Annotated in this window: 13 protein-coding genes; 6 read left to right on the top strand and 7 right to left on the bottom strand. The window is 77.3% G+C overall.

Annotation, left to right across the window (positions count from 1 at the left end; translation table 11 throughout):
• Positions 1 to 144: 144 nt before the first annotated feature.
• Positions 145 to 1,710, bottom strand: coding sequence for a hypothetical protein (locus ABT263_RS28695; protein ID WP_352294691.1), 1,566 nt, complete (start codon positions 1,708 to 1,710; stop codon positions 145 to 147).
• Between the two features lie 580 nt (positions 1,711 to 2,290).
• On the opposite strand from ABT263_RS28695, the gene ABT263_RS28690 reads away from it, so the two are divergent.
• The gene (locus ABT263_RS28690; RefSeq protein WP_352294689.1) at positions 2,291 to 2,560 is read left to right on the top strand and encodes a hypothetical protein; all 270 of its coding nucleotides are present in this window, start codon (positions 2,291 to 2,293) and stop codon (positions 2,558 to 2,560) included.
• 16 nt (positions 2,561 to 2,576) lie between these two features.
• Here the strand turns inward: ABT263_RS28690 and ABT263_RS28685 are convergent, their stop codons facing one another.
• From ABT263_RS28685 to ABT263_RS28675, 3 genes are all read right to left on the bottom strand, one after another.
• On the bottom strand, positions 2,577 to 3,200 hold the full coding sequence (locus ABT263_RS28685) for a sigma-70 family RNA polymerase sigma factor (RefSeq protein ID WP_352294687.1): 624 nt from the start codon (positions 3,198 to 3,200) through the stop codon (positions 2,577 to 2,579).
• 390 nt (positions 3,201 to 3,590) lie between these two features.
• A complete protein-coding gene (locus tag ABT263_RS28680) occupies positions 3,591 to 6,008 on the bottom strand; it encodes an ATP-binding protein (RefSeq protein ID WP_352294685.1) in 2,418 nt (805 codons plus the stop codon).
• 617 nt (positions 6,009 to 6,625) lie between these two features.
• On the bottom strand, positions 6,626 to 9,454 hold the full coding sequence (locus tag ABT263_RS28675) for an AfsR/SARP family transcriptional regulator (protein WP_352294683.1): 2,829 nt from the start codon (positions 9,452 to 9,454) through the stop codon (positions 6,626 to 6,628).
• A gap of 238 nt (positions 9,455 to 9,692) precedes the next feature.
• On the opposite strand from ABT263_RS28675, the gene ABT263_RS28670 reads away from it, so the two are divergent.
• The gene (locus ABT263_RS28670) at positions 9,693 to 12,611 is read left to right on the top strand and encodes an AfsR/SARP family transcriptional regulator (RefSeq protein ID WP_352294681.1); all 2,919 of its coding nucleotides are present in this window, start codon (positions 9,693 to 9,695) and stop codon (positions 12,609 to 12,611) included.
• Between the two features lie 91 nt (positions 12,612 to 12,702).
• Here the strand turns inward: ABT263_RS28670 and ABT263_RS28665 are convergent, their stop codons facing one another.
• The gene (locus ABT263_RS28665; protein WP_352294679.1) at positions 12,703 to 14,226 is read right to left on the bottom strand and encodes a carbohydrate-binding protein; all 1,524 of its coding nucleotides are present in this window, start codon (positions 14,224 to 14,226) and stop codon (positions 12,703 to 12,705) included.
• Between the two features lie 752 nt (positions 14,227 to 14,978).
• On the opposite strand from ABT263_RS28665, the gene ABT263_RS28660 reads away from it, so the two are divergent.
• The 3 genes from ABT263_RS28660 to ABT263_RS28650 all read left to right on the top strand — a co-directional run bounded on the left by ABT263_RS28660 (position 14,979) and on the right by ABT263_RS28650 (position 21,166).
• The gene (locus tag ABT263_RS28660; protein WP_352294677.1) at positions 14,979 to 18,020 is read left to right on the top strand and encodes a hypothetical protein; all 3,042 of its coding nucleotides are present in this window, start codon (positions 14,979 to 14,981) and stop codon (positions 18,018 to 18,020) included.
• A gap of 89 nt (positions 18,021 to 18,109) precedes the next feature.
• Positions 18,110 to 19,087, top strand: coding sequence for a chitosanase (locus ABT263_RS28655; RefSeq protein ID WP_352294675.1), 978 nt, complete (start codon positions 18,110 to 18,112; stop codon positions 19,085 to 19,087).
• A gap of 111 nt (positions 19,088 to 19,198) precedes the next feature.
• Complete coding sequence (locus tag ABT263_RS28650) at positions 19,199 to 21,166, top strand: acyl-CoA dehydrogenase family protein (protein ID WP_352294673.1); 1,968 nt, start codon at positions 19,199 to 19,201, stop codon at positions 21,164 to 21,166.
• A gap of 115 nt (positions 21,167 to 21,281) precedes the next feature.
• Here ABT263_RS28650 and ABT263_RS28645 read toward each other — a convergent pair whose 3' ends face one another.
• Both ABT263_RS28645 and ABT263_RS28640 read right to left on the bottom strand, forming a co-directional pair.
• A complete protein-coding gene (locus tag ABT263_RS28645; protein WP_352294671.1) occupies positions 21,282 to 22,652 on the bottom strand; it encodes a hypothetical protein in 1,371 nt (456 codons plus the stop codon).
• 222 nt (positions 22,653 to 22,874) lie between these two features.
• Positions 22,875 to 23,663, bottom strand: a complete 789-nt coding sequence (locus tag ABT263_RS28640; RefSeq protein ID WP_352294669.1) for a hypothetical protein — start codon at positions 23,661 to 23,663, stop codon at positions 22,875 to 22,877.
• Positions 23,664 to 23,880: 217 nt separating this feature from the next.
• On the opposite strand from ABT263_RS28640, the gene ABT263_RS28635 reads away from it, so the two are divergent.
• Positions 23,881 to 24,990, top strand: coding sequence for a MinD/ParA family ATP-binding protein (locus ABT263_RS28635; RefSeq protein WP_352294667.1), 1,110 nt, complete (start codon positions 23,881 to 23,883; stop codon positions 24,988 to 24,990).
• The last annotated feature ends 376 nt before the right edge of the window (positions 24,991 to 25,366 follow it).

Below are 25,366 nucleotides of genomic sequence, written 5' to 3'. Positions count from 1 at the left end.
CCCTCCCTGCACTACCCTCTTACCCAACCCCACGCTCTTCCTATCTGGCCGAACCTGCCGACGCGCGCCCCCCGGCACCCCGATCCCCCGGGTGCCGGGGGCCGCGCGTCGTCACCTGCCGTCGGTGGGAGCAGGCCCGCACGATCAGCCGGCAGCCGGCTCCGGGTCGCGGCGGCGGGTGGAGACCAGCCCGAGCGCACCGCCGAGGAAGAGCAGGGCCCCGGTGGTGGTGAGCAGGATGTCGGTGCCGTCCGCACCGGTGGAGGCGAGCGAGCCGCCGCCCGGCGCGGCGGGCGCGGGGGCACCGCCGGCGGTCTGGGTCGGCGGGGGCGACCCCTCGGTGGCCGCGGTGGCCGGGCCGGACGCACTGGTGGCCGTACCCGTCGGGGTCACGGGCGGCTTCGAGGTGGTGGTGGTCGCACCCGGGGTGGTGGGGGCGGTCGAGGCCGGCGTCGTGGGTGCGCCCGTCGGGGCCGGTGTGACCGGGGCCGGACTCGGCGGGACGCAGGCCGTACGGGCGGGCGTCGGGGTGCCGTCGGACGGGCGGGCGGACGGCGAGGCCGACGGGCCGTCCGCCGGCGGGACCGCGTCGGCCGGGCGGGCGACGGTCGGGGTCGGCAGCGGCCAGGTGGTCCGGCCGGGGCCCGGGGGCAGCGTGGTGACGACCGACGGGCTCGGGCAGGGGCCGTCCCCGCCGGGCACCGAGTCCACGTGGTAGCCGGCCACGATCCGGGTGAAGTCGTACGCGGTCTGCTGGACGCCGCTGCACGTCGCGGTGGTGAAGGTGCCGCTCGCGCACGGGCGGTCGCGGTTGACCGCCCAGAAGCCGAACCGGGCCAGGTGGTGGGTGGCCGCGAAGTCGCGGACGGAGCGGAAGTCGGCCGGGGTGAGCTGCTCGCCCTGCTGGTCGGTGCGGCCGTTCATGGAGGAGAGGCCGGAGTGGCGCCAGGCCTTGTCGTCGTCCCAGCCGTAGGCGGCGGCGACGGCCCGCTGGAGGCCGCTGACGGCGGTGACGGTCGCGGCGGCCATGGTGCCGTCATGGCTCGTGAAGTCGAACGGCATGGCCGTCCAACCGTCCACCACCAGAGCGGCCTTGGCGGCGGTCCCGATCAGGTCGGCGCCGTCGGCGTCCGGGCCGGTCGGGTCGACCGGGAAGCTGACGTAGACGAGCAGTCCGGGGTTCTTGGCCTTCAGCGTCTTCAGCGCGTCGACCACCCGCTGCCGCACGGCGGGGGTGCTCAGCTCGGTCGACTCCAGGTCGATGTCCACGGCCTGGAGGCCGTACGCGTCGACCACCTTCTGGTAGGCGGCGGCCAGTTCGCCGGCGGTGGCGCAGCGTTCGCCGAGCTTGGCACCGTCCCAGCCGCCGAAGGAGGCGAGGATCTCGCCGCCGGCGGCCCGGATCCGCTTGATCACCTTCTCGTCGGCGCCGCCCGTGAGGGCGCGGCTGCCGTCCCACTTCGGGTCGCAGCCACCGCCGGAGAGGACGAAGGAGAGGGCGAACTGCCGCAGCCCGGTGGCCTTCATGACGGCGACCGGGTCGGGGGCGTCGCCCCAACCGAGGTACTCGGAAACGGCGTTGAGGCCGACCGGGTCCGGGGCCTCGGCGGCGGGAGCCTGGTGCTGCATGAGGATGAGCGCGGCGCCGGCGACGAGGGCGGTGGAGGCCGCCGCCATCCGTCGTCGTCGGGTGAGCCGGTGTTTGGGCATCGGGACTCTCCTGGGCTGGGAGCGGACGGGCGGGCCGGCCCGGCGTCCGCCACGCGGCGCGCCCCGGCGGTAGCCCTCCCACAAGGGCACCGCCGGGGCGCCAGGGACCCGGATCCCGCCGGGGCGCGGGAGCCGGGAGTTCCATGGCCGGAGCCGGACGCTGAACCTGGGCCGGTGGGCCCGGGACACGCCGCGCGCCGTACACGGGGCGCGGCTCTCAGCAGTAGCTACGGACGGGCCACGCCTCCCGGTTCACGCTCTCCATACCGGATTGACCGTCAGAGACGCTGCACCGAGCCGGAGTTGACACCCACCGGAGGGCGGGTGAACCGGCGCCCGCACGGGGGGACGAGCGCCGGTGGCGATACCGCCACCCTGGAGAACGGCCCGGACCCCCGGAGTGGTTCACCGCCGCGGAGAACTTCCTGAGCGCCGAGCCCTGATCCCTGAGCCCTGGGCCCGGGCCTGGGGCCCGACCCGTGAGCACGTCCACGTACTGGACGGCGCCCGACGGCCGGTTCCGCACCCTCACCCCCGCCGCCGAGGTGCGCCCCCCGGCCCCGACGACCAGAGTGAGGTGGTGAGCATCCTGGTACTCCTCGAACCCGAACTCGTCCGCACCTCGACGGCGAGCGGCGGCACCGACTACGTCGAGGTCGTGCGCGCCGTCCACGCGGCCCGGGCCGCCCCGGCGCCGACCGGGCGGCCCGAGGAACTGACCCTCTGCGGCATGGGAACCGACCGGATGCGCCGCGACCCGTACCGGGCGCCCGGCCCCGACGCGCCGTGGTACCCGCCGAAGTGGAGCGGCCAGGTGTGCCCGTACTGCGACCGCGTGGTCCGCACCTGAGTGCGGACCGGGGCGGCTACCCCGCGGCGACCATGCCGCGGGCTTCGAGGATCGGGCGCAGCGCGCGGACCGCGTAGAAGCTGCGGGACTTGACGGTGCCGACCGGGACGCCGAGGACGGCGGCGGCCTCGGCCATCGAGCGGCCGTGCATGTGCAGCTCGACCAGGACGTCGCGGTGGTGCGGCTGCAGCTCGGCGAGCGCGATCGCCATGTCCTGGGCGGCGAGCACCTCGTCGTAGGGGTCGTGGGTGCCGGCGTGCTCCTCGGGAGCGTCGTCGGCGACCTCCTGGGCGCGGGCGGCCTGCATCCGGAAGTGGTCGATGGCGATCCGGCGGGCCACCGTGAACAGCCACGGACGGCTGTACTCGGGGCCCCGGCGGATGGCGGCCGGGTTCTGCCAGGCGCGCAGCAGGGTCTCCTGCACGATGTCCTCGGCCTTGCCCCGGTCGCCGCTGGTGACGCGCAGCATCGCGCGCAGCAGGTAGCCGCCGTGCAGGCGGTACAGCTCGGCCAGGGTCTGCTGGTCGAGGGTGGGCCGGTCCGCACGGCTGACGGGAGCGTCCGGGGCGCCCCCGGCCTTCCCGGCCTCCCCGGCTGCCCGATGGGTGTCCTCGGCGTGAACGGTAGCGTCGATGGCCACGGCGGTTGAGTCCCTCGCAACGGTTGGTCGATATGTCGGGACGAGCCGGTGCGGCTGTCCCTCCCCCCTTGCTGGGACACATTTCCAGCCACGGCCAAGACCGGACCAACGCTGCGCCAACGAACCTCACGCCAGGGCGTTGGCGGCGGGAGGGGCGTCCGCCGCTCCCCGTACCGCGACCGCCGGGCGGCCGATGTCACGCCCCGTCGACGGAAGCACCCGGCCGGGCCCGCGGCCGCTTCCACTCCCTACCCACGGCCGGACCCGGCCGCGCGGTTCACCGGCCACACGGTTCACCGGTGGCCGATCACCGCCGGGCGGTGGGCGCCCCGGGCCGACCGGGCCGCCGCCCCGCGCCGACCGGCACGGCCGGGGCGGAGCGGCACCGCGTCAGCCGGTGCGCCGGTGGTTCCCGCGGGCGCCCTCGGCGGTGAGGTCGGTCAGTGCCGTGGTCAGCAGCTCGCGGGCCTCGTCCGCACGGTCCAGCTCGATCAGGGCGGTGCCCAGCTCGGTGAGGGTCTGGGTCATGCTGTCGGGCTGCCCGGCCCCCTCGAAGTGGCCCAGGGCCTGGCGGTAGGCGGCCTCCGCCTCGGACCACTCCAGCAGTGCGGAGTGGTCGAGGCCGACCTCGTGGGCGGCGAACCCGGCCAACAGGTGGACGATGTGCGGAGAGGAGCCGTCCAGCCACCCGAGGATCTCGGCGAGGAGCAGCCGGTGGCTCTCCAGCGCCTCCCGGGGCCGGCCGGACTCCCGCAGGCAGGAGCCGACGCAGCGCAGCGCCACGATCCGCCCCACCTCGGCGGACCGGCCCTCCAGCGAGGTGAACACCTCGGCGGCCTGGCGGTAGGAGTCCATCGCCTCCTCCGGCCGGTGCAGCCGGCGCAGGGCGGTGGCGCAGTAGGCGAGGGCCCAGGCCTCCTGCTGGGCGTCGCCGATCCGGCGGGCCAGGTCCAGGGCCTCCGAGGCGACCGCGAGCCCCGACCGGTAGCGGTGCAGGCAGGTGATGTGGGACCAGGCCAGGTAGTTCAGGTGGACGGCCTCGGCGAGCCGGTCGCCGACGGCGCGGGCGGAGTCCGCCGAGAGCCGGAAGACCTCGGCCCAGACGTCCCAGTGCAGCAGGCTGTCGGAGAACCAGTGCATGGCCTCGGCGGTGTCCACCACCTGCCGGTGCCGGCCGGTGGCGTTCGCGTGCTGCAGGGCGGCCAGCCACTCGGGGTGCTCCTCCTCCAGCCAGCGCCGGGCGTCGGCGAGGGTGACCGGGGCGGTGGCCGGATCCGGGTCGGCCGATTCGGCGCCGGCGTGCTCGGCGCCCTCCACGTCGAACCGCAGACCGGCGGCGGCGGCCCGGCGCAGCAACCGGTCGCCGGCCTGCTCGCGGGCGGCCTCCAGGGCCTGCGGGCCGTCGTCGGCGGCGAGCCGCTCGCCCGCGTAGAGGCGGACCAGGTCGTGCAGGCGGTAGCGCTCGGGGGTCGCGGCGGGCTGCAGCAGTCCGGCGTCGGCGAGTTCCTCCAGCCGGCGGTCGGTCTGCTGGACGGGAAGGCCCGCGTAGGCGGCGACGGTGGCGGCGGTGAAGTCCTTTCCCGCGGACAGCGAGCAGCGGCGCAGGACCAGCGCGGTGGCGGCGGGGAGCTTGCGGTAGGAGAGCGCGAAGGCCGCGCGCACCCGCAGGTCACCGGCCTCCAGCACGTCCAACCGGTACTCCTCGGCGGCGAGTTGGCGGACCAGGTGGCTGACGGGCTGCTGCGGGCGGGCCACCAGCCGCTGTCCGGCGATCCGCAGGGCGAGCGGCAGGTGGCCGCAGAGCCGGGCGAGTTCGGCGGCGGCGTCGGGTTCGGCCGCGAGCCGCTCGGGGCCGGCGATCCGGGCCAGCAGGGCGGCCGACTCGCCGGGGGCGAGGACGTCCAGCGGCAGGCGGTGCACCGACTCCAGGCCGGGCAGCACGTGCCGGCTGGTGATGATCGTCAGGGCCGGGCCGGAGCCCGGCAGGAGCAGGCGGACCTGTGCCTCGTCGGCGGCGTTGTCCAGGATCAGGACGAGGCGCCGCTCCCGGACCAGGGTGCGGAACAGGCTGGCGCGCTCCTCGGTGTCGGCGGGCACCGAGCGGTCGGCGACGCCGAGGGCGCGGAGGATCTGGCCGAGGGCGTCGCGCGGTGCGAGCGGCGTCGGAGCCATCCCCCGCAGGTCGAGGGAGAGCTGGCCGTCGGGGAACTGCGGGGCCAGGGTGTGGGCGGCGTGCAGGGCGAAGGCGGTCTTGCCCAGGCCGGGCTGACCGTAGGCGAGCACGATCCGGGGGTGTGCCGGATCGGCGTCCCGGACCAGCCGGTGCAGCCGGGCCAGGGCGTCCTCCCGGGCGGTGAAGTCGGCGATGTCCCGGGGCAGCGCGAGCGCGGAGAACACCGCCTCGGCCGGGCTGTCGCTCCCGGCATCGGCAGCGGGCACGGCCGCGTTCGCGGGCACGGTCGCGGGGGCGGGCACGGTCGCGGGCGCGGGGGCGTCCACGGCGGCGGGCTCCCCGGGGGTGGCGGGCGCGGGTGTGGCGGTCGCGGGCGCGGCGGCCCCGGGGGCCGGGCGCGGGGCCCGCGCGCGCGTGGGGGTGCGCCGGGGACGCCCGTCGCGGGCGGCCCGGTCGAGCGCGGCGGTCCGGTCCGGGTCGAGGCGCAGCGCGACGGCCAGGGCCTGCACGGTGCGCTGCTGCGGTCCCCGGGTGCGGCCGCGCTCCATGTCGCCGAGCGCGCGCAGACTGATCCCGGCCGCCCGGGCCAGCTCGGCCTGCGTCAGACCGGCCAGCACCCGGAAGCGTGCCAGCAACAGGCAGAACTCCTCCGCCGCGGCGGAACTGCCTGTCGCTATGCCCTGCGGGCTGCCTGCGGGGTTGCCTGTCGCACCCATCGCCACCCCTGTCACTCACGGTGTCGGCCTCTTCACCGAACACGTCAGGTCAGACAGTATGCACTGGTCAAAGTCGTGATCTTGCACCGGATCGGCCCACGCCCGGCCGCCCGGTGGCGCCCCGGCCGGAGCCGGGCCGCCGGTCCGCCCGCTCGGGAACGGGATGGGCGGAACACGATGCGCCGTCACCTGCGGGGCGGTGGCTCCGCCGCTACTTCCGCCTGTGGTTCTGCCCATCCCCGCACACGAGGTACCCAGAACCGCCCGCCGTCCGCACGGGCGGGCACGCGGCGGTCAGCGGTGGCGGCTCCCGGCCGCACGGCCCGACGCGCGCAGGAGCGTGACCACCGGCGCAGGCCGGCAGGCCTCATGCGACCGAGACGGGGCCGCCCGCACACGAGGCCCCCGACACGGCCCTCGGCGGCGGCTCCCCGGCTGCACGGCCCGGCCCACCCGGGACCACGGCCGCCGGCGCAGGCCGGCAGGCCTCATGCGACCGAGACCACCACCTGAATCCGCCCGAGACGGACCCGCCGTCAGCGGGCAGCGGTGGCGGCGGCCCGACGCTCCTCCGCCGCGGCCTCGGCCGTGCGACCCAGCGCCCGCAGGACCGTGGCCATCAGCGTGTGCGAGCGGGCCTCGACCCCCGGATCGGTCTGGGTGCGGCCGAGCACGAGGGCCAGCCGGGCCGTGGTCAGGGCGTCGCCGTGGCGGCCGAGCGCGTGGAGGGCCTCGGCCCGGGTGTGAGTGGCCCGGACGGTCTCGGCCGCGTCCGGGTGGGCGGCGAGGATGCGCACGGCCTCGTCCGCGTGGGCGAGAGCCGCTTCGAGGGCGCCGCCGGCCACCTGGGCTCCGGCCAGGTCGTCGAGCGCCCGGGCGAGCAGCCGGTCGTCGGCCAGCGAGCGGGCGCGGGCCACGATGTCCGCCATCAGCGGCACGGCGCGGTCCGGCCTCCCGGCGCCGGCCAGGCCGGCCGCGATCCGGACCCGGCAGTGGTGGCGTTCGACCGGGTCGCCGACCCGGTCGGCGGAGGTGAGCGCCCGGTCCAGGTGGTCGAGGGCGGCCCTGACGTCCCGCCGGTCGACCAGGACCGCGGCGAGGTCGGTGGTCAGCCGGGCCACGGCGGCCGGATCGGCGCAGGCGCGGGCGGCCCGCAGACCGGACTCGACGGTGGTCCACCACCCGGCGCGGCGGTGCCCGGACCCGGCGTAGAGGGCGCCGGCCCGGTGGGCGAGCCGCCAGGCCTCGGCGAACCGGCCGTGCCGTTCGGCGCGCAGCACCAGGCCGCGGACGGCGGGCTCCTCGCGGTCGAACCAGTCGGCGGCCCGGCGGGCGCTCGGCGGCAGGGGGCGGTCCCCGGCGGACGGGCCCACGACCGACGGAGCGACAGCGGACGGGCCGACGGCGGACGGCGGACCGTCGCCCGGCCGGCCGACCCAGGCGGCGGTGGCGTTCAGGTAGTGCTCGATCAGCCGGTCCAGGGCCGCCGCGCGCTGGTCGGCCGGGAGTTCGGCGGCCAGCCGGGCGCTGTGCCGGCGGACCAGCTCGCGCCGGGCGAACAGGCCGGGCGCGCCCTCCTCCACCAGGTGGACGGCGTCGAGCTGAACCAGCAGGCCGCGGGCCGCGGCCGGCGGCACCTCGGCGAGGGCGGCGGCGGCGAGCGGCTCGATGACCGCGCCGGGATGCAGGCCGAGCAGGGCGAACAGGCGCGCCGCGGCCGGCGCCAGGGTGCGGCAGGTCAGGTCGAGGGCCGCGCCGAAGCCGGGCGGACCGAGGTCGGCGCGGGCCGGGTCGGCGAGCCCCGACGGCTCCTCGGCGAACTCCGCCACCAGGTCCTCCAGGGCCCAGTCCGGGCGGGCGCCCAGCCGCGCCGCGGCGAGGCGCAGGGCGAGCGGCAGGTGGTCGCACCGTTCGGCGAGTTCGGCGGCGGCGAGCGGCTCGGCGGTCACCCGGGCCGGGTCCAGCGCCCGGGCCAGCAGCTCCTGGGACTCGGCCGGGGTCAGGGCGTCGAGCGGGAACGGGGTGGCGCCCTCGTGCACCAGCAGGTCCCGCAGCCGGCTGCGGCTGGTGATGACGGTGACGGGTCCGACCCAGGCCCGGCCGGTCCCGGGTCCGGCCTCGGGCGGCGGATCGGGCAGCAGCGGGGCGAGTTGCTCGTAGGAGCGCGCGTTGTCCAGCACGATCAGCAGCCGGCGGCCCGTCACCAGCTCGCGGAAGCGGCGGGCGCGGCCGTCGAGCGAGGCGGGCAGCGCGCTCCCGGTGACGCCCAGGGCGGTCAGGAAACCGGCCAGCACCTCGGCCGGGTCGCGGGGGCCGCTCTCGTCGAAGCCGCGCAGATCGGCGTGGAGCCGGCCGTCGGGAAAGCGGTCGGCGGCCCCGTGGGCCCAGCGCTGGACCAGGCTGCTCTTCCCGACCCCGGCCGGTCCGGTGACCAGGACGGGGCCGGCCTCCCGGCCTGCGGCGACGGCCGCGTCCAGGCGGTCGAGCTCGGCCGCCCGGCCGACGAACCGCCGGTTGGCGCGGGGCAGTTGTGAGGGCACGAGGTGCGGCGGGCGGGCCGTGGCGACGGGCGGCCGGGGCTCGGCGCGGGGCGTGGCGAGGACGGCCGGACGGCCCGCGACGCGCTCGCCGGCCAGCCGCAGTTCGGGCCCCGGCGCCGTCGGCAGCTGCGCCGTGACCCGCTCGTACCAGGCCCGCGCCTCGGCCCGGCGCCCGGCCTGGTCCAGGCAGTCGATCAGCCGGACGGCCAGCCGCTGGTGGGTGGGGTGGGCCGCGGCGGTCTCGACCAGCTCGGCGACCAGTTCGGCGCCGCGGTCCAGCCGGCAGAGCCCCTCGGCCAGCCGGTCCAGGGCGCGCAGCCGCAGGTCGGTCAGCCGGGGGGCGGCCTGCTCGCGCAGCAGGGCGGAGCCGCAGTCGGTCAGGGCCGGACCGCGCCAGAGGTCCAGCGCCGCCCGCAGCAGGGGCAGCACCGGGTCGTCCGCCCCGGTGGCGCGGTCCGCCGGGGCGGCGGCGGGGTCCGGCCGGCCGGGGAGCAGCACCCCGGCCCGGTCGCAGAGGCGTTCGAAGCGCAGGGCGTCCACCTGCTCCGGATCCCCGCTCAGGACGTAGCCGGTGCCCCGGGTGGCCAGCTCCAGTCCACCGTCCAGCAGCCGGCGCAGTCCGGCGACGTGCCCCTGCAGCGCGGCGCGCGCGGTCGCGGGCGGGTTGCCGTCCCAGACCAGCTCGATCAGCCGGTCGGTGGGCACCACCCGGTCGAGTTCCACGGCCAGCGCGGCGAGCAGCGCACGGCGCTTCGGCGCCGAGGGCGTGGCCGCCGTGCTGCAGTCGTAGCGGACGGTCACGGCACCGAGCAGGTCGATCCGCATACGGCCTCCTCGTCATATGTCAGTGATCGGCATATTGACGGATCCGACCGGGAAATGCCCAATCACGGACCACGGTGTGCCCGAAAGGGCAGGAGCCGGCACCCCGCTCCGGCGTCCACGGCGCGGACGAAATGCCAACCCGGACAAACGGCACGGATACACTGCAGCCCGATATCAGGCTGGACCGCCGTGGGGGGCGACTGTGGGCGACCGCGTGGGCATCCGACTGCTCGGCCCCGTGGAGCTGCGAACCGGGTCCGACGGGTACGTCGCGCTACCCGGACCGCAGCGGCGCGCCGTCCTGGCCCTGCTGGCCCTGCGGCTCGGACGGGTCGTCGCGGTGGAGCGCTTCTTCGAGCTGCTCTGGGGCGAGGATCCACCGGCCCGGGCCAGGGCGGCCCTGCAGGGGCACGTCGCCGCGCTGCGCAAGGTCCTCGCCGCCACCCCCTTCGAGCTGTCCACCCGGGCGCCCGGCTATCTGCTCACCGGCCCGGCCGAGCAGGTCGACGCGCTGCGCTTCGAGGCGCTGTCCGCCCGCGCCGGGGAGCACGCCGACCGGACCGACCGCGGCGCGGACGCCGAGGCGATCGGGCTGCTGGAACGGGCCATGGGCCTGTGGACCGGCGCCGCCCTGGCCGACCTGCCCGACACCGAACTGCGCCGGGCCCTGGCCGGCCGGCTGGAGGAGGCCGGGACGAGGGCGCTGATCGGCTGGGCCCGGCTGCGGCTGCGCCAGGGCTCCGGCGCCGCCGCCGTGGAGGCGCTGGAACAGCGGGTGCGGGCCGACGGGCTGCGCGAGGAGGTGGTGGCCCTGCTGGTCCGCTGCCTCCACCAGGCCGGGCGGCCCGCCGACGCGCTGGCGGTCTACCACCAGACCCGGGAGCTGCTCTCCCGCGAGCTGGGCATGGTGCCCGGCGCGGAGCTGCAGGCCGCACTGGCCCGGGTGCTGGCCGAGGAGCCGGCCGCCGGGACGGTGCCCGGCCCCGGGCCGGCGGCGCCGCGCGCCCCCGCGAGCACGCGACCGCCGGTGGCCCCCGAGCCGCCCGCGGCCGCGGACCCGCCGGTGGTCCCCGCCCCACCCGTGGCCGGTCCGGCCCCCGCGGCCGCACCCGCCCCGGTCGAGCCCTCGAAGCCCCGTCAGCTCCCCCGCCGGCCCATCGGCTTCGTCGGACGCGGCCCGGAGTCGCACTGGCTCGACCGCGAGTGCGGTCCGGACCGCACCGGTGACGGACTGGCCGTGGTGGTCGGCCCGGCCGGTGTCGGGAAGAGCGCCACCGTCATCCGCTGGGCGCACCGGACGGCCGCCGGCTTCCCGGACGGCCAGCTCTTCGTCGACCTGCGCGGCTTCGACCCGGCCGGACCGGCCGACCCGGCCGAGGTGCTCGGCCAGTTCCTGCTGGCCCTGGGCGTCCCGGAGGCGGCCATCCCCGAGGACCGGGCGAGCCGCGCCGGCCTCTACCGCGCCCGGACCGGCGACCTCCGCCTGCTCGTCCTGCTGGACAACGCGCACAGCGCCGCCCACGTCGCCGACCTGCTGCCGGCCGGGCCCGACTGCGCCGCCGTGGTCACCAGCCGCACCTCCCTGGAGGACCTAGTGGTCACCGAGGGCGCCGCCATCCTGCGGCTGGAGGCGCTGCCCGAGGGCGACGCGCTGCGGCTGCTCGAACGGAGCCTGGCCCCCGAGCGGGTCCTCGCCGAGGCCGCCGCCGCCGAGCGACTGATCGAACTCTGCGACCACCTGCCGCTCGCCCTGCGGATCGCGAGCTCCCGGCTGGCCGCCCGACCGGACTGGACGATCACCGACCTGGTCGCCGAGCTCTCCGACGAGCGGACCCGGCTGCTCGCCCTGGAGACCGACGGCGCGGTCAGCATCCGCACCACCCTGATGCTCACCCACCGCCACCTCTCCGACCGGGCCGCCACCCTGCTCACCCTGCTGGCCGCGCACCCCGGCCGGGAGGTGGACACCGCCGCCACCGCCGCGCTGCTGGGTACCGACCCGGCCACCGCCCGCGACGCGCTGGGCGAACTGGCCGCCCACCACCTGCTCGGCGAGAGCGCGCCGGGCCGGTACAGCCGCCACGACCTGATCCGGCTGTTCAGCGTCGAACTCCTCGCCGAACAGCCCCCCGAGCTCCGCCGGCTCGCCGTCGAGCGGCTGCTGGACTACTACGTCACGGCCGTCCAGCACTGCGGCGAACACCTCGAACCCGGGCAGGACGGCTACGGCGAACGCGCCCACCCGCCCGCCGCGCTGCCCGCCGCGAGCGACACCCGCGCCGCGCTCGACTGGTTCCGCGCGGAGCAGTCGACGATCCGCGCGCTGGTCGACACCGCCGGCGCGGTCGACCCCGAACGGGCCTGGCGCCTGGCCATGTCGTCGAGCGCGCTGTACTACGGCTCCAGCCGGCTGGCCGACTGGCTGAGCTGCCTGCGGGCGGGCGAGCGCGCCGCCGAACAGTGCGGCGACCGGGTCGCCACCGCCCTGCTGCGGGGCGCCTCGGCGAACGCGCTGCTGGGGCTGGAACGCCGTGAGGAGGGGGCCGAGGCGGCCCGGCGGGCCGTCGCCGACACCACCCCCGCGGACGGCTTCGCGCACATCCGCGCCCTGGCCACCGCGTCGCTCGGCACCGCCCTGCTCGGGGACCCGGTCCGGGCCACCGCACTGGCGGCGGCCGCGGTGGCCCTCGCCGAGGAGTCCGGCTCCGCGCACCGGACCTCCTACGCCCTCGGCTACGCCGCGTCGGCCGCCCTGATGGCGGGCGACCACGACGGCGCGCTGCGCCGGGCCCGCGAGACCAGGGCCCTGCTGCCCGACCACCCGGCCGCGACGATCCACGCCTGGTCGATGCTGACCGAGGCGCACGCCCTGCAGGCCCTCGGCCTCGCCGAGGCCTCCGAACTGGCCTGGGCCCGGCTCCTGGTCACCTGCGAGCAGGCCGGTTTCCTGCACCTTCAGGCCGTCTCGGAGGAGTGCTACGCCGCCTTCCTGCGGACCCAGGGCCGCGAGGAGGAGGCGACCGAGCACCTGAAGGCGGCCGTCGGACTGTACCGGCTGCACCGACATCAGGCCGGCTCCCCGAGCGGCGTGCCCGCCGCGATCGAACGCTCACTGCGGCCCCCGCCGGCCGGGCCGGCGCCTGTCGGCCGGCTCTGAGGCTCCCTCGGGCCGCCCCGGACGGCGCCGGCGCCGAGGCCGGCCGGTCCGGTGCCGGGGCGGGCGGGTGCGGTGTTGATCCGAACGCCCGTCAGCCGGTGCAGTCGGCACGGACGGCGCCGGCCGCGTGGTGGGCCTTGTCGGCATCGCCGCCCCAGTCGATGCCCCGGTCGTGGAGCATCACCGCGATCCGGCCGCCGGTCAGCGGGAAGGTACCGGCGCTGACCCAACTGCCCCGGGCCGCGGTCTGGTCGACCTTGAACTCGCCGACGGTGCCGCTGCCGGGCGTCGAGCTGTTCTGCACGGTGTAGACGGTGGGCTTGCCCCCCACCATCTTGCGGTCGCTGCTGTTCGGGACGTAGACGGAGATCTTGCAGCTGCCGGTGGTGACCGGGGCGGTGGTGAAGGTCCACACCACCGAGTTGCCCTTGTCCTTGCCGTCGCCGCTCATCGGCACCGAGTCGTACTTGCCGTTGCAACCCGACCCGGAGTATCCGCCGGCCGAGTTGACCGTCCAGCCGGTGCTGCCGTTCGTCCACTGGCCGTACTGGGCGTAGCCGGTGCCGGAGTTGCCGCAGCCGGTGCCGGCGACGGCGGTGAAGGTGGGCGCGGCGGGCTTCGGCGGGACGGGCGGCTGGGGCACCGGCGGCTGCGGCTTGGGCTGCTGGGGGACCGGCGGCTGCGGTGCGGTACCGCCGCTCCCACCGGTACCCCCGGTGCCACCGGTGCTCCCGCCGGTGCCCCCGCTGCCACCGGTGCTGCCGCCCGTACCGCCCGTACCACCGGTACCGCCGCTACCCGTGCTGCCGGTAGCGCCGCTGCCACCGGTACCGCCGCTGCCGCCCGTCGTCGGCGGCTTGGCACCGGGGGCGGGCCCGGTGGCGGGCCGGGAGAGCAGGTTGGTGCCGGGGGGCGACGCGGTGTTCGGTGCGGCCCCGTTGCCCGGAGTGGTGCCGGGCACGCCCCCGGTGGCGCCGTCCGCCCCGGGCGTGGTCGGGGCGCCCGCGGCCGGGTCCGGGGGGAGGGTCGGATCGGTGGGCGCGGCCGGGGCGCCGGAGGCGTTCGGATCGGTGGGTGCGTCGATCGGTGCGGGATCGCCGAACTCCGGCCCCTCGGGAAGGGGCAGGTCCGCCTGGCTCAGGCCGACGTTGTCGGCCGTCCCGTCCCTTCCGGTCCGACTGCCGTCGGTGATCAGGAACGGCAGGCCCATCAGCACCACGCCGGCGGTGGCGGCGGCGACCATCACCGGCCGCTTCAGCCGGGCCCGGCCGAAGCGGTCCGGGCGCGCGACCGGCGCGAGGGCAGTCGGCCCCGGCTCCGGCCCCGGCTCAGGGTCGGGCACCGGCGCGAGCACCGGTCCGGGCACGACGGGGGCCGTCGGCAGCGGGGGCTCCGCGGCCGCGACCGGGCCGGTCGACACGGCGGCGACCTGCCCGTACTCCGGGACGACCGGCGGCGGAGCCACGGGCAGCACGGCGGCCGGCGGTACGGCCGCGGCTGCCGGGTCGGGTGCCCCCGCTCCACCGGCCTCCTCGTCCATCTCCCAGGCCACCGAGGGCAGCTGAATGCTCGCCGCCCCGCTCTGAGCCCCGTTTCCACTCGTGCTCGTGCCCACCACAGCTCCTCGGCTCCGCATGCCGTCCCTGTCGGCGGAACCGCCCGGCCGACAGGGCCACCGACGCTTCCACTCGGTACCTACGGCCCGGCCGGGCCGTGCGGTTCACCGGTCGTCGGTGGACCGCACGGCCCGCCTGCCCGTTGAGCGCCGCGCGGCTGTCGTCAGCGATGGTGTCCCACAGGCCCGCCACCGCGTCCGGGCCCGACCGGACCGGGCCCCGGTTGCCCCCACGGTGGTGCGGTGGGCGTACACCCGCGCGGCCTCCCGGCACCGCCGGGCGAGGCGGCCCCGCTGCCGGGTGCCGCCGGTGACGACGTCCTCGCCTCCCGGCGACTCCTGCACGCCGTTGGCACCGACCCGCCCGTGGGCGACGAAGGCGCGCGCACGCGGTCGGAGTTCGGCGGCGAACCGGCTCGTCCCGTCGGCCGGGTCGGGCTCGGTGGTGCCGTCCTGCCGCACCAGGGTCGTCTTCCCGGCCTTCGCCAAGGCCGTGACCACGCTGCCGTCCGCGCCGTGCGGCTTCGGTCCCAGCGGCTCGCCCCCGGGGCATCGCGCGGTGCGCCCGGGCGCCGGGTTCGGCCGTCCGGGCGCGTGCATGGCCGCGTTCCAGCCGCCCGGGGACATCGCTGCGCCCCCTCCACGGCCTGTCGCGCCTGGGCAGTGCCCACGAGGTCCTACGGGCCGACGGTCTCGCCCGGGCCGGGCCGGTCACTGAACCGGTGGCCGGGCGGCGCCCGTATTCCCCGACGATGAGTCTCTCCCGCCTCGGCCTGCCCTCCGGTGACCCGGCCGCGCCCCGCCGCCGGTTCGGCCGCCGGCGTGGCGGGGCCGTCGCGCTGCCCGCCGGGCCGGGCGGCCCGGTAACCGCCTCCCCGGTGCCGGCGGTGGCCGCCGCTCCGGCCGGGGCCGCGCCCGCCCTCCGGTCCGAGCTGCGCCCCGTCGGCCCACACTTCGTCATCGCCCCCTCCACCGCCGGGGACGACGAACTGTCGGCGGCGGTCGCCACCCTGCGCCCGGTGCCCGACAGCATCGTCGTGGTCGCCGCCGCACCCGACTCGGCCGCCGTCCTGCGGGACCGGATGGCCGACCTCGGCGTGATCGCCCGCTCGCGCGGCGCCGCCACGCTGGTCCTGGCCGCCTCCGGCCTCGCCGCGCTCGCCCCCAACGGCCGCCGCCCGGCCGAGGTGGTCGCCGACCGGGCCGGCCTGCCGGTGATCGCGCCGGACGGCCTGGTGGAGATCACCCCGGACGGCAACCTCAAGGTCACCGCGCCCGACGGCGCCGGCGAGGCCGCCTCCTGGTGGCACTGCGCACCCGGCAGCGCACCGCGCCGGGTGCGGGAGACGATCGGCGCCACCGCGCCGGTCGAGCCGCCCTCCACCGCCGTCGCCGTCGTACCCGCCGGCCCGGCCGGGCACCTGCCGGTCGAGAGCGCCACCGCCGCCCGCCGTCCCCCGGCCGTACACGTGCTGCGGCTGCCCGCCGGTTTCTGGCTCACCCACCCGTCCGCCCCGCCCCCCGGCCCGATGCCCGGCCTCGGGCTGGCCGCCGCGCCGCCCGGCACCGTCGTGCTGGTCGTCGGCACCCCGGCGCGGCCCGTCCTGCTGCCGGAGGACTTCGCGGAGGCCGTGGTCGGCCTGCCGGTGGACACCTCGCGGCTGCTGGTCAGCGCGCCCTGGGCGGCCCCGGACGAACTCGCCGCCCTGACCGGGGCGCTGTCGGCCCGGCTGGCCCGCCCGGTCAGCGCCGCGATCGGCCTCCCGGTGCTCGGCCCGGGCGGCCCCACTTCACGCATCCTCGACACCCACGGCCGGGCCCGCTGGGAGCCGTACCTGCTGCGGCTCGCCGCCGCGCCCGGCCAGGGCACCGCACCCGCCGCCTGGCGCAACGGGGGCGCCTCCTGGCGGACCGACGGTCCGGGCGTCTTCGAGGCGTTCCCCTACTGGGCGCTGGAGGCCGTCCCGGCCGGCCTCTGGCTCCGGCCGGAGCCTCCGCACGTCCTCACCCCGCGCTTCCGCCGGCCCGAGGCGGCCCGCCCGCTGCTGATCGTCGGCGAGCGGGACCGGCCCGTCGAGGCCGACGTCTTCGAGGAGCTGGGCAGCCTGCTCGACCGGCTGCCGTCCTCCGGCTCGGACGGGTTCGGGCTGCTGGTCCACGGACTGCTGGAGCCGTCCACCGAACGGATCGCCCGGTTCATCGCCCGGATGCACGACCTGGACTGGCTCGGACCGGAGCAGCCCGCCGGTTCCGTGCCGGGCGTGGCGGCGGTGTCGTACGGGATCGGCGGCCTCCCCGCGGCCCGCCCGACCGCCGTGGAGGCCCCGCCACAGTCCGCGCCGGCCGCCGTGGCGGCCTCACCAAGCCCCGTACCTGCCGCCGCGGAGGCCACGCCACAGCCCGTCCCGGCCGCCGTGGCGCCGCCCCGGGCCGCGGCGCTGTCCGGTCCGCCGGCCGGGCCCTCGGCGTTCGCCGTACCGACCACCACCAGTGGTGGCCCCGGCCTCCCCCCGCCGGTGGGCGCGGCGCCGCGCGGGACCGACCCCCTCGGCACCGCCCGGGCCACCGCCGGCGGGCCTTCGGCGGCGGCGACCGAGGAGCGGAACCCTGCGGAGAGCGCTCCCCGGACCGACCCGGCCACCAACCCCGTCACCGCCCCGGTCACCGCCTCGTACGCCCACCGGGTGGACACCGCCTCCGAACCCCCGTACGAGCGAACGCACTTCGCCCGGCTGAACGCGGCCGACGTCGAACCGCACGGCGACCCCACCATCGCGGACCCGCACGGCGACCCCGCCGTCGCGGACCCGCAGGGCGAGCCGGACGAACCACCGGACAGGCGCCCTTTGGAGCCGGTCGGTCCGGAGTCACTCGACCCGGAGCCGGTCGAAGCCCCCCACGAGCTCACCGACGAGTCCACCGGAGTGGAACCGGACGGCGGCCCGGCACCGGCATCGGCCCCGCCGCGCGCCCGTCAGCTCCGCCCGGAGGACTTCCCGGTCCCCGTTGCGGTCAGCGGCACCGACGACCGCGACGCCGTCCGGACGCTGCTCGGCGAGCACTACCACCGCTGCTCCGGCCGGATCGACCAGGTCACCACCCGGTTGCCGAGGCTGCGGTCGACCTCCAAGGACGACATCAAGCCCGACCTCGCCGCCGTCCTGCTGCACCACGGTGACACCGGAATCCCCGCGGAACGGGCGGAGTTGATCGCGGCCGCCCGCTCCCGCGACCCGATCCTCGCGCCCTTCCTCCGCTGCCTCGGCTCCGGGCTGCGCCGCTTCCCGAGCCACCACGGCGCCGTGCTGCTCTGCGCCCCGCCCGGCCCGGATCCGGCGGCCCTGCTCGCCCACTACGCGGTCGGGCAGGTGGTGACGGAGCCCGCCCCGGTCACCGGCCTGACCGCCAGCGCCGTCGAAATCCCCGGCGCGGCGGTCGAGTTCGTCATCTGGTCGGCCACCGGGCGGCGCACCTCGGCCTTCGGCTCGGGCACCGAGGAGCTGCGGGTGACCTTCGCCCCGGGCACGTCCTTCACCGTCGTCGCCGTCTCGCCCGCCGAGGCCTCCGAAGCCCCGGAGGCCCCCGACCGCCCCGCCCGCGTCCTGCTGCGCGAGTACACCGGAGCCGCCGGAGCCGACCCGGCCGAACGGGACCGCAGCGCCCTGACCCGCCTCCAGTCGTGGCTGGACCGCAGGGACCGGCTGGGCCCGGCCGAGCGCCGGCGGATCGAGGACCCCGAGCGCTTCCACCTCACTCCGGGGGTCGAGCTTCTGCCTGGTCCCGAGGGTGCGTGAACCCGCCGTCGGACGGCGGCCGTTCACCAAGCGAACCCGCTCGCCCGCCGTTCCCGCGGCCGATCCGGCCGCCCGACCCCGGAGCCTCCATGCCGATCCGGCCCACCCCACTGCCCCTCGCCCTGACCGCCCTCCTACTGGCCGGCGCCCTCCCCGTGCTCCCGGCCGCCGCGGCGTCCCCGGGCCCCACCCCGAGCGGCTCGCCCACCACGACGGTCGCCGACCCCGCCCCGGCGAACCACGGGCGCCCCCACCGCACCACACTGCCCACGGCCAAGTCGCCCACCACGCCCAGTGGTTCCCCGTCCGGATCCGCCTCCGGCTCGCCGTCCGGCAAGCCCACCACGACCGGGGCCGGCGACCTCACCGACCCGCATCTCAAGGACATCGCCCAGCAGTTCGTCTCCAGCGCCGAGAACTCCTCCCTCGACTGGAAGGCGCAGTTCGCCTACATCGAGGACATCAAGGACGGCCGCGGCTACACCGCGGGCATCGTCGGCTTCTGCTCCGGTACCGGTGACATGGTCGAACTGGTTCGCCACTACCGCGAGTTGAAGGCCGACAACATCCTGGCCAAGTACCTCCCCGCGCTGGAGAAGCTGGACGGCTCCGCCTCGCACAGCGGCCTCGACCCCGACTTCGCCTCGGACTGGAAGAAGGCGGCCCAGGACCCGGTCTTCCGCAAGGCCCAGGAGGACGAGCGCGACCGCGTCTACTTCACCCCGGCCGTCACCCAGGCCAAGTCCGACGGACTGCACGCGCTCGGCCAACTCGCCTACTACGACGCCATCGTGATGCACGGCCCCGGCAACAGCGCGGACAGCTTCGGCGGGATCCGCGCGGCGGCGCTCAAGAAGGCCAAGCCCCCGGCGCAGGGCGGCGACGAGAAGGCCTACCTCGCCGCGTTCCTGGACGCCCGCGCCGCCGCCATGCGCACCGAGGCGGCCCACTCCGACACCTCCCGCGTCGACACCGCCCAGCGCCTCTTCCTCCAGGCCGGGAACCTCGACCTGCACACCCCGCTGAGCTGGAAGGTCTACGGCGAGTCCTTCCACATCGACAAGTAGCCCACCGGGTGACGGAAGAGCGGCGGGCCGCCCGCGGAGGCGGCCCGCCGCTTTCGGTGATCTTGATCACAAAGCCGTTTCCCCGGACCCTGTTCGCCCATTCATCACCGCATGACAACCATTCCCGGCAGTCGCACCGTCACCACGGACGACCGAAGCGCCACCCGGGCACCGGACTCTCCTGCACCGGCCGCCGTCGCCGCTTCCACCGCCGTCACCGCTACCACCAGCGTCACCGTCACCACCCCCACTGCCACTGCCACTGCCACCACCGCCGAGCTCACCCGGCTGCTCTACGGCCCCGACCACGAGCGGGTCCACGGCCCGTGGCGGCGGTTGCTCGCCGACCCCCGGATGCGGACCGACCCCGGCGCCGCCACCGCGGACCGGATCGCCGCCAGCTACCGGCGGTTACGGCAGGTCAACCGGATGACCGACGCCACCGCACTGGCCACCGACCCGCGCGCGCTGGCCGCCCTGCACGAATGGCTGGGCCCGCTGGACGGCGCGCTGGTCGTCGTCGCCGGCATCCACTACAACCTCTTCCTCGGCAGCCTGCTCGACCACGACCCGCACGAGAAGCGGCCGTTGGACCCGTACCTCGCGATGGAACGGACCGGCACCTTCCTCTGCACCGAGCTCGGCCACGGCAACGACGCCACCGCGCTGCGGACCACCGCCGTCTACGACCGCACCGACCGCACCTTCACCCTGCACACGCCCGACGCGGGCGCGCAGAAGTTCATGCCGAACACCGGCCCCGCCGGCGGGCCGAAGTCCGCCGTGGTCGCCGCCCGCCTCCTGGTCGACGGCCGGGACCACGGGATCTTCCTCTTCCTCACCCCGCTCACCGACGAGGTCGGCCCGCTGCCCGGTGTCACCGTCCGCCCGCTGCCGCAGCGCCCCGGCAACCCGGTCGACCACTGCCTGACCTCCTTCGACGAGGTCGTCCTGCCCCACGAGGCGCTGCTGACCGGCGAACACGGCCGACTCGGGCCCGACGCCGGGTTCACCAGCTCCCTCGGCAGCAGGCGGAAACGGTTCCTCACCAGCATCGGCCGGGTCACCGCCGGCAAGCTCTGCATGAGCGCGGCGGCGGTCGGCTGCGCCCGCGCGGTGCTGACCGTGGCCGTCCGCTACGCCCACCACCGCGAGGTGACCGGGGCCCGCGCGGACCGCCGCATCCCGGTCTGGGCCCACCGCAGCCACCACGGCCCGCTGCTGGAGGCGGCCGCCACCACCTACGCGATGACCGCCCTGCACCGGGCCGCGGTCGAGCGCTGGACCGGCCGGGACGACACCGACCCGGGCGAGGTCGCCGCTGCCGAACGGCTGGCCGCCGTCACCAAGGGCTGGACCACCTGGCAGGCCCGCAACCTGATCATCGAGTGCCGCGAACGCTGTGGCGCCCAGGGACTGCTCCCGGTCAACGGGATCTCCCCGCTCGCCATGGACATCGAGGGCACCATCACCGCCGAGGGCGACAACCTCGCGCTCTGGGCCAAGGCCGGCGCCGAGCTCCTGCTGGCCGAGTCCGCGCCGCCCGGGGCCGTCCCCGAAGGCGGCCCCGACGACCCGGCCGTGCTCCAGTCCCTGCTGCACGCGGCGGAGCACCTGCACCTGAGCCGTGCCCGCGTCCTGCTGCGGCAGGCGCCGTCCGGGGACGGCCTGCGCCGCTGGAACACCGCCTCACCCGCCGCGCTGGCCGCCGTCACGGCCCACGCCGAACGCTCCGCCGGCGCCGCCCTGCTGGCCCTCGCCGAGCAGGCCGCCGAGCCGCGGGCCCGCAGCCTGCTGCTCGACCTGTACCGGCTCTTCGCGCTGCGCCGGGTCAGCACGGAGAGCGGCCCTCTGCTGAGCGAGAGTCTCCTGACGGGCCATCACGTTCGACTGCTCCCCGATCTGATCGAACAGGTCATCGGCCGACTGGCGGACCGGGGCCGACAGTTGGTGGACGCCTTCGACCTGCCGGAGGAGTTCCTCGCCGGCCTCCCGATCGCCGGCCCCGACTACCAGCGCGCCTTCGACCACCCCGAGGCGCACTGGAACGCCACTGACCTTGCTGTTCAACCGATCTGACGGTCCAACAGGCATTCGGGGTGTCCCTGCACCGGGTCCCGCCGGTCCGCCCCCACGGCGGACCGGCGGGACCGTCCACGGTCACTCCGGGTCGTGTCTCAGCCGCGCGCGGAGTTCACCACGGCCGGGGCGGCCGCGGCCGCCCGGTGCCGGCCTCACCGGCGACCGCCTCCTGCCCGGAGACCTCGGCAGCCCGCTCGGCATGCACGCCGTGGTCGGCCGGGCCGGCCTGCGTCGTCCACCGGGGGGTGGTGGCCGCCCCGCCCCGGCTCCCGGTCGGTACGCCCCGCACGGCCTCGTGCCCGAGGGGCACCGCCCGGGTGGCCTCCTGGGCCGCCGGCCGTCCCGCCTCGCCGCGCCACACCGCTCCCCGGGCGGCCTCGTACCCGGCGGACGTCCCCGGCCGAACCGGTTCCGCCACCTCGGCGTCCCACACCGCGGGCGCCTCCCACTCCGCCGACGACTCCCACACCGCCGGCACCGCCCGCTCAGCAGGCACCACCCGCTCGGCAGGCACCGCCCGCTCCACCGGAACCGCCCGCTCGGCGGGCCGCCCCGGCCTCAGGTTGCGCATCGCCTTCTGCGGACCGGTCACCCCGCTGACGGGCTCGCGCCCCGCCAACACCTCCTGGAGGGCGACCGGTTCGACCGACGCCTTCTCGTCCGCCCGCCAACGGGCCGGCACGGCCCGGGTCGCCGCCTGTCCCAGCACCTGCCCCAGCACCTGCCCCTGACCGCTCTTCCGGCGGATCGCGGGGACCTCCCCGGGGCCGAGCTCGGACAGCGGAACGGGGACGCGCTCCCAGCCTTCCGGCACGGGCGGGAGCGACTGCCACGGGTCGTACGCCACGGCGGGCTCCCCGCCGGCAGCCGCCTGATCCGCACCCCGCCCGGAAGGAGCCGCCGGACCGCGCCCCCACCCGGCCGACGCCGTGCCGACGCTCTCCTGCCCGGCGCCGTGCGCACGGCCCTGCTCGACCCCGTGCCCGTCACCCCGCTCGCTGCCCTGCCCGCTGCCGCGCCCGTCCTCACTCGCGGTCCGGTACCCCATCCGGTCGGTCCCCGCGAGCGTGGGCGTGCCCGGATAGGGGTCCGCGGAGGTGCGGACCACCGGGGTCGCCGCCGGGATCGGCGCCGAAGCGGGCTCCTCCAGCGGCGCAGCCGCGTCCAGGCAGACCAGCCGCAGCGTGAAGTTGCGCTCGGTCGGGTCGCCGTCGACCCAGTCCACGTCCTTGCTCCGCACCACCCGGGACCGCAGGCCGCCGTCCGACGCCTGCAACGGCCCGGGCAGCACCCGGACGTTGGGCCGCCACCCGAGGCCGGGGGCGTAGTGCTCCAGGTGCAGCTCCCACTCCTGCGCCGGGACCTCCAGCGACGCCCCCACCCGGCCCGGCAGCACCACCGCGCCGTACGGGGTGCGCACCACCGCCCGCTGGTCGAAGGCGGCGTCCTTGCCGATCACCGTGATCCGCCATGCTCCGTCCATCCGCAGCACGGGTGTCCTCCCCAGGTCGGTGGGTGCGGGACCGGCCGACCCCGCACCTCGCTCGACGGCTCGCCGGACGCCGGTGGTTCACCGGACGAGACCGGGCCCCGCACGTCCACCGGACGAGACCGGAGGCCCACCGGACAGCACCGGACGTCCGCGGCTTCACCGGGGCGCGACCGCGACGCCCGGGGGTTCACGGTCGCCGCGGCCGACGAGCCCTCAGGCGGTGCGTCGGCGGTGCTGGAGCCGGGCCGCGACCAGGACGCCGCCACCGAGCAGCAGGGCGCCGCCGCCGACGCCCGCGATCAGCGCCGAACCGCCGCCGCCACCGGTGTGCGCGAGGTCCGTACCGACGGGCACCGCCGTGACGGACGGCGAGGCCGAGGGGCTCGGGGAGGCGGCGGGCGAGGACGACTGGGACGCCGTGGGCGTCGGACGGTCGGACGGCTTGGTACTGGGCGGCGGCGTGACGGGCCGGCTCGGCGTCCCGCTGGGCGTCGGGCTCGCCGACCCGCTGGGCGTCCGGCTCGGGGTCGGCGTCACCGAGCCCGTCGGCGTGGGCGTGGCCGTGCGGCTCGGGGTCGTGCTGGGCGCCGGGGTGGTCGGGGCGGGGGTGGTCGGCGTGGCCGTCGGCGTGGGCGTGGGCGGGGTGGTCGGCGTCGGCGTGACGCAGAGCGGCACGTCCGCGATCCGCTTCTCCACCTGGGTGTCGGCCAGGCGGTAGCGCCAGGTGTCCCCCTGGCCGGTGTAGCCGACGGTGACCTTCACCGACCCGTGGGCGGCCACCGTGCCGTGGTACTTCTCGTCGCTGCCGACCCGGGTCAGCGTGTACTCCCCGGCGGCGCGGTAGTTGTTGCCCAGGACCAGCTCGACGTGGGCCGCGTCGGTGCGGCAACCGACGCTCAGCGAGGCGTCGGCCGGCTGCCAGGCCATCGCCGTCCCCGAACCCGCGGCGGCGAGGGCCGCGACGGCGCTTCCGGTCACCAGGGCCGCTCGAACGTGCTTCATCACTGATCTCCTTCGGGTCCCGCAGGACGTGTCGCCCTGGGCCGGCGGCCGCACGGCCCCCCTGTCGTCTACGGCGGCACGGCGGCCTCCGGTTCACCGCCCGGAGGTGGATCCGGGAGCCGCCGGGAAGCCCGGACAGGCCGCTGAACTGCGGCGCGTCGGCGATCCGTAGAGCGGAGTGGACCGTGTGACCGCAGCCCACGCCAGGAGGAGAACAATGACCGCCGGCCCCGACACCGCGTACCGCCCCGCACCGGCGGCGGCGCTCGACGCCTTCGGCACCGTCCTGCTGCCGCGGCTCGCCCCCGCCCCCTGCCCCGCCACCGCGTCGCCGGTACCGCTGCCCGCCGCGCACCCCGCGCCGCGGCCCACGCTCCCGCCGCACGCAGCGCGGTTCGCTCCCCCGCGACCCATGGTGCCCCCGCCCGTGCCGCAGTTCGCTCCCCCGCCCGCCCCGCGCCCCCTGCCGGAGCAGCGCCGCAGCGTGCTGGACGTGCTGCGCACCGGCGAGCGCCGCGGCCGCGAGCAGCTGCGGCTCATCCGCTCGCCGCTGCACGGCAGTTGCCGGATCGCCGTGATCAGCGCCACCGGCAACGTCGGCAAGACCTCACTGGTGCGCGCGCTGGGAGCGATGCTCGCCACCGAACGCGGCGAGCCGGTGGCCGCGGTGGACGCGGGGGCGCCGTACCCGAACTCGCCGGTCCGGCCGGCCGGTCCGCCGGCCCGGGTGGGCATCACCGAGCTCGCGGCGGCGCTGCGCGGCGGCGGCCCGGCGGCCGTCGACCCCCGGCCGTACCTCTCCCCGACCCCGAGCGGGCTGGCCGTCCTGGCCGGCCCGGCGCACCCCGCGGCGGGCCGGCCGCTCGACGAGGGCGACTACCGCGCCGTCCTGGCGGCGCTCGCCGAGCGGTACCCGCTCACGCTGACCGACGCTGGCGCGGGGCTGCTCGACGGCCCGATGCGCGGCGTGCTCGACCTGGCCGACCAGCTGGTCCTCGTCACCACGCCGACCGTGGACGGCGCGGGCGGTGCCACCGCGGCCCTCGACCTGCTGCACGCCCACGGGTACGGGGAGCTGGCCGAACGCTCCGTCACCGCGATCTCGGCGGTCCGCGGCACCGGACGGCCGGTCCACCCGGCGGATCTGCGGGCGTACTTCGGCACCCGCTGCCGGGGCGTGGTGGAGGTGCCGTTCGACGAGCACCTCGCCGCTGCCGCGGAGTCCGAGCCGGGTCGGCTCGGCCACCGCACCCGCCGGGCGGTCCGCGAGCTGGCCGCGCTGATCGGCGACGAGCTGTGGCGGGCGGGCCGACCCACCGGCTGGTGAACCCGCCGGCGGCCGATCCACACCTCGCCGCCCCGACCCGCCGACCGGTGAGCCCACCGACACCGCCCCCGCCGCCCCCGGCTGCCCCTCCCACCTGCCCCAGAACGCCCGCTCCCGGACGGAGCTGCCCGAAAGACCCGCCCGTCCGGGCAGAAGACCGTGCCCTCACGTGCATACCTGGTATGCCCGGCCACTCGCCTGCCGTCCCCTCCCGGACACCTGCCGACCGGCGTCCGGCCCGGGCGACCCCCCGCCACCAGCGGCGTGGCCGCCCGCTCGGGCCGCCGTACCCGGCCCCGGCCAGCCGCTGAGCCCGGAGCCTCCGGGCCCCGCCGGCGCCCGACGGCCCGCCCCACCGGCCGTGGACACGGCACGA

Origin of the sequence: Kitasatospora sp. NPDC001603 (assembly GCF_040298365.1) — a bacterium.
GTDB lineage: Bacteria > Actinomycetota > Actinomycetes > Streptomycetales > Streptomycetaceae > Kitasatospora.
This window is presented reverse-complemented; position numbering and strand designations above follow the sequence as displayed.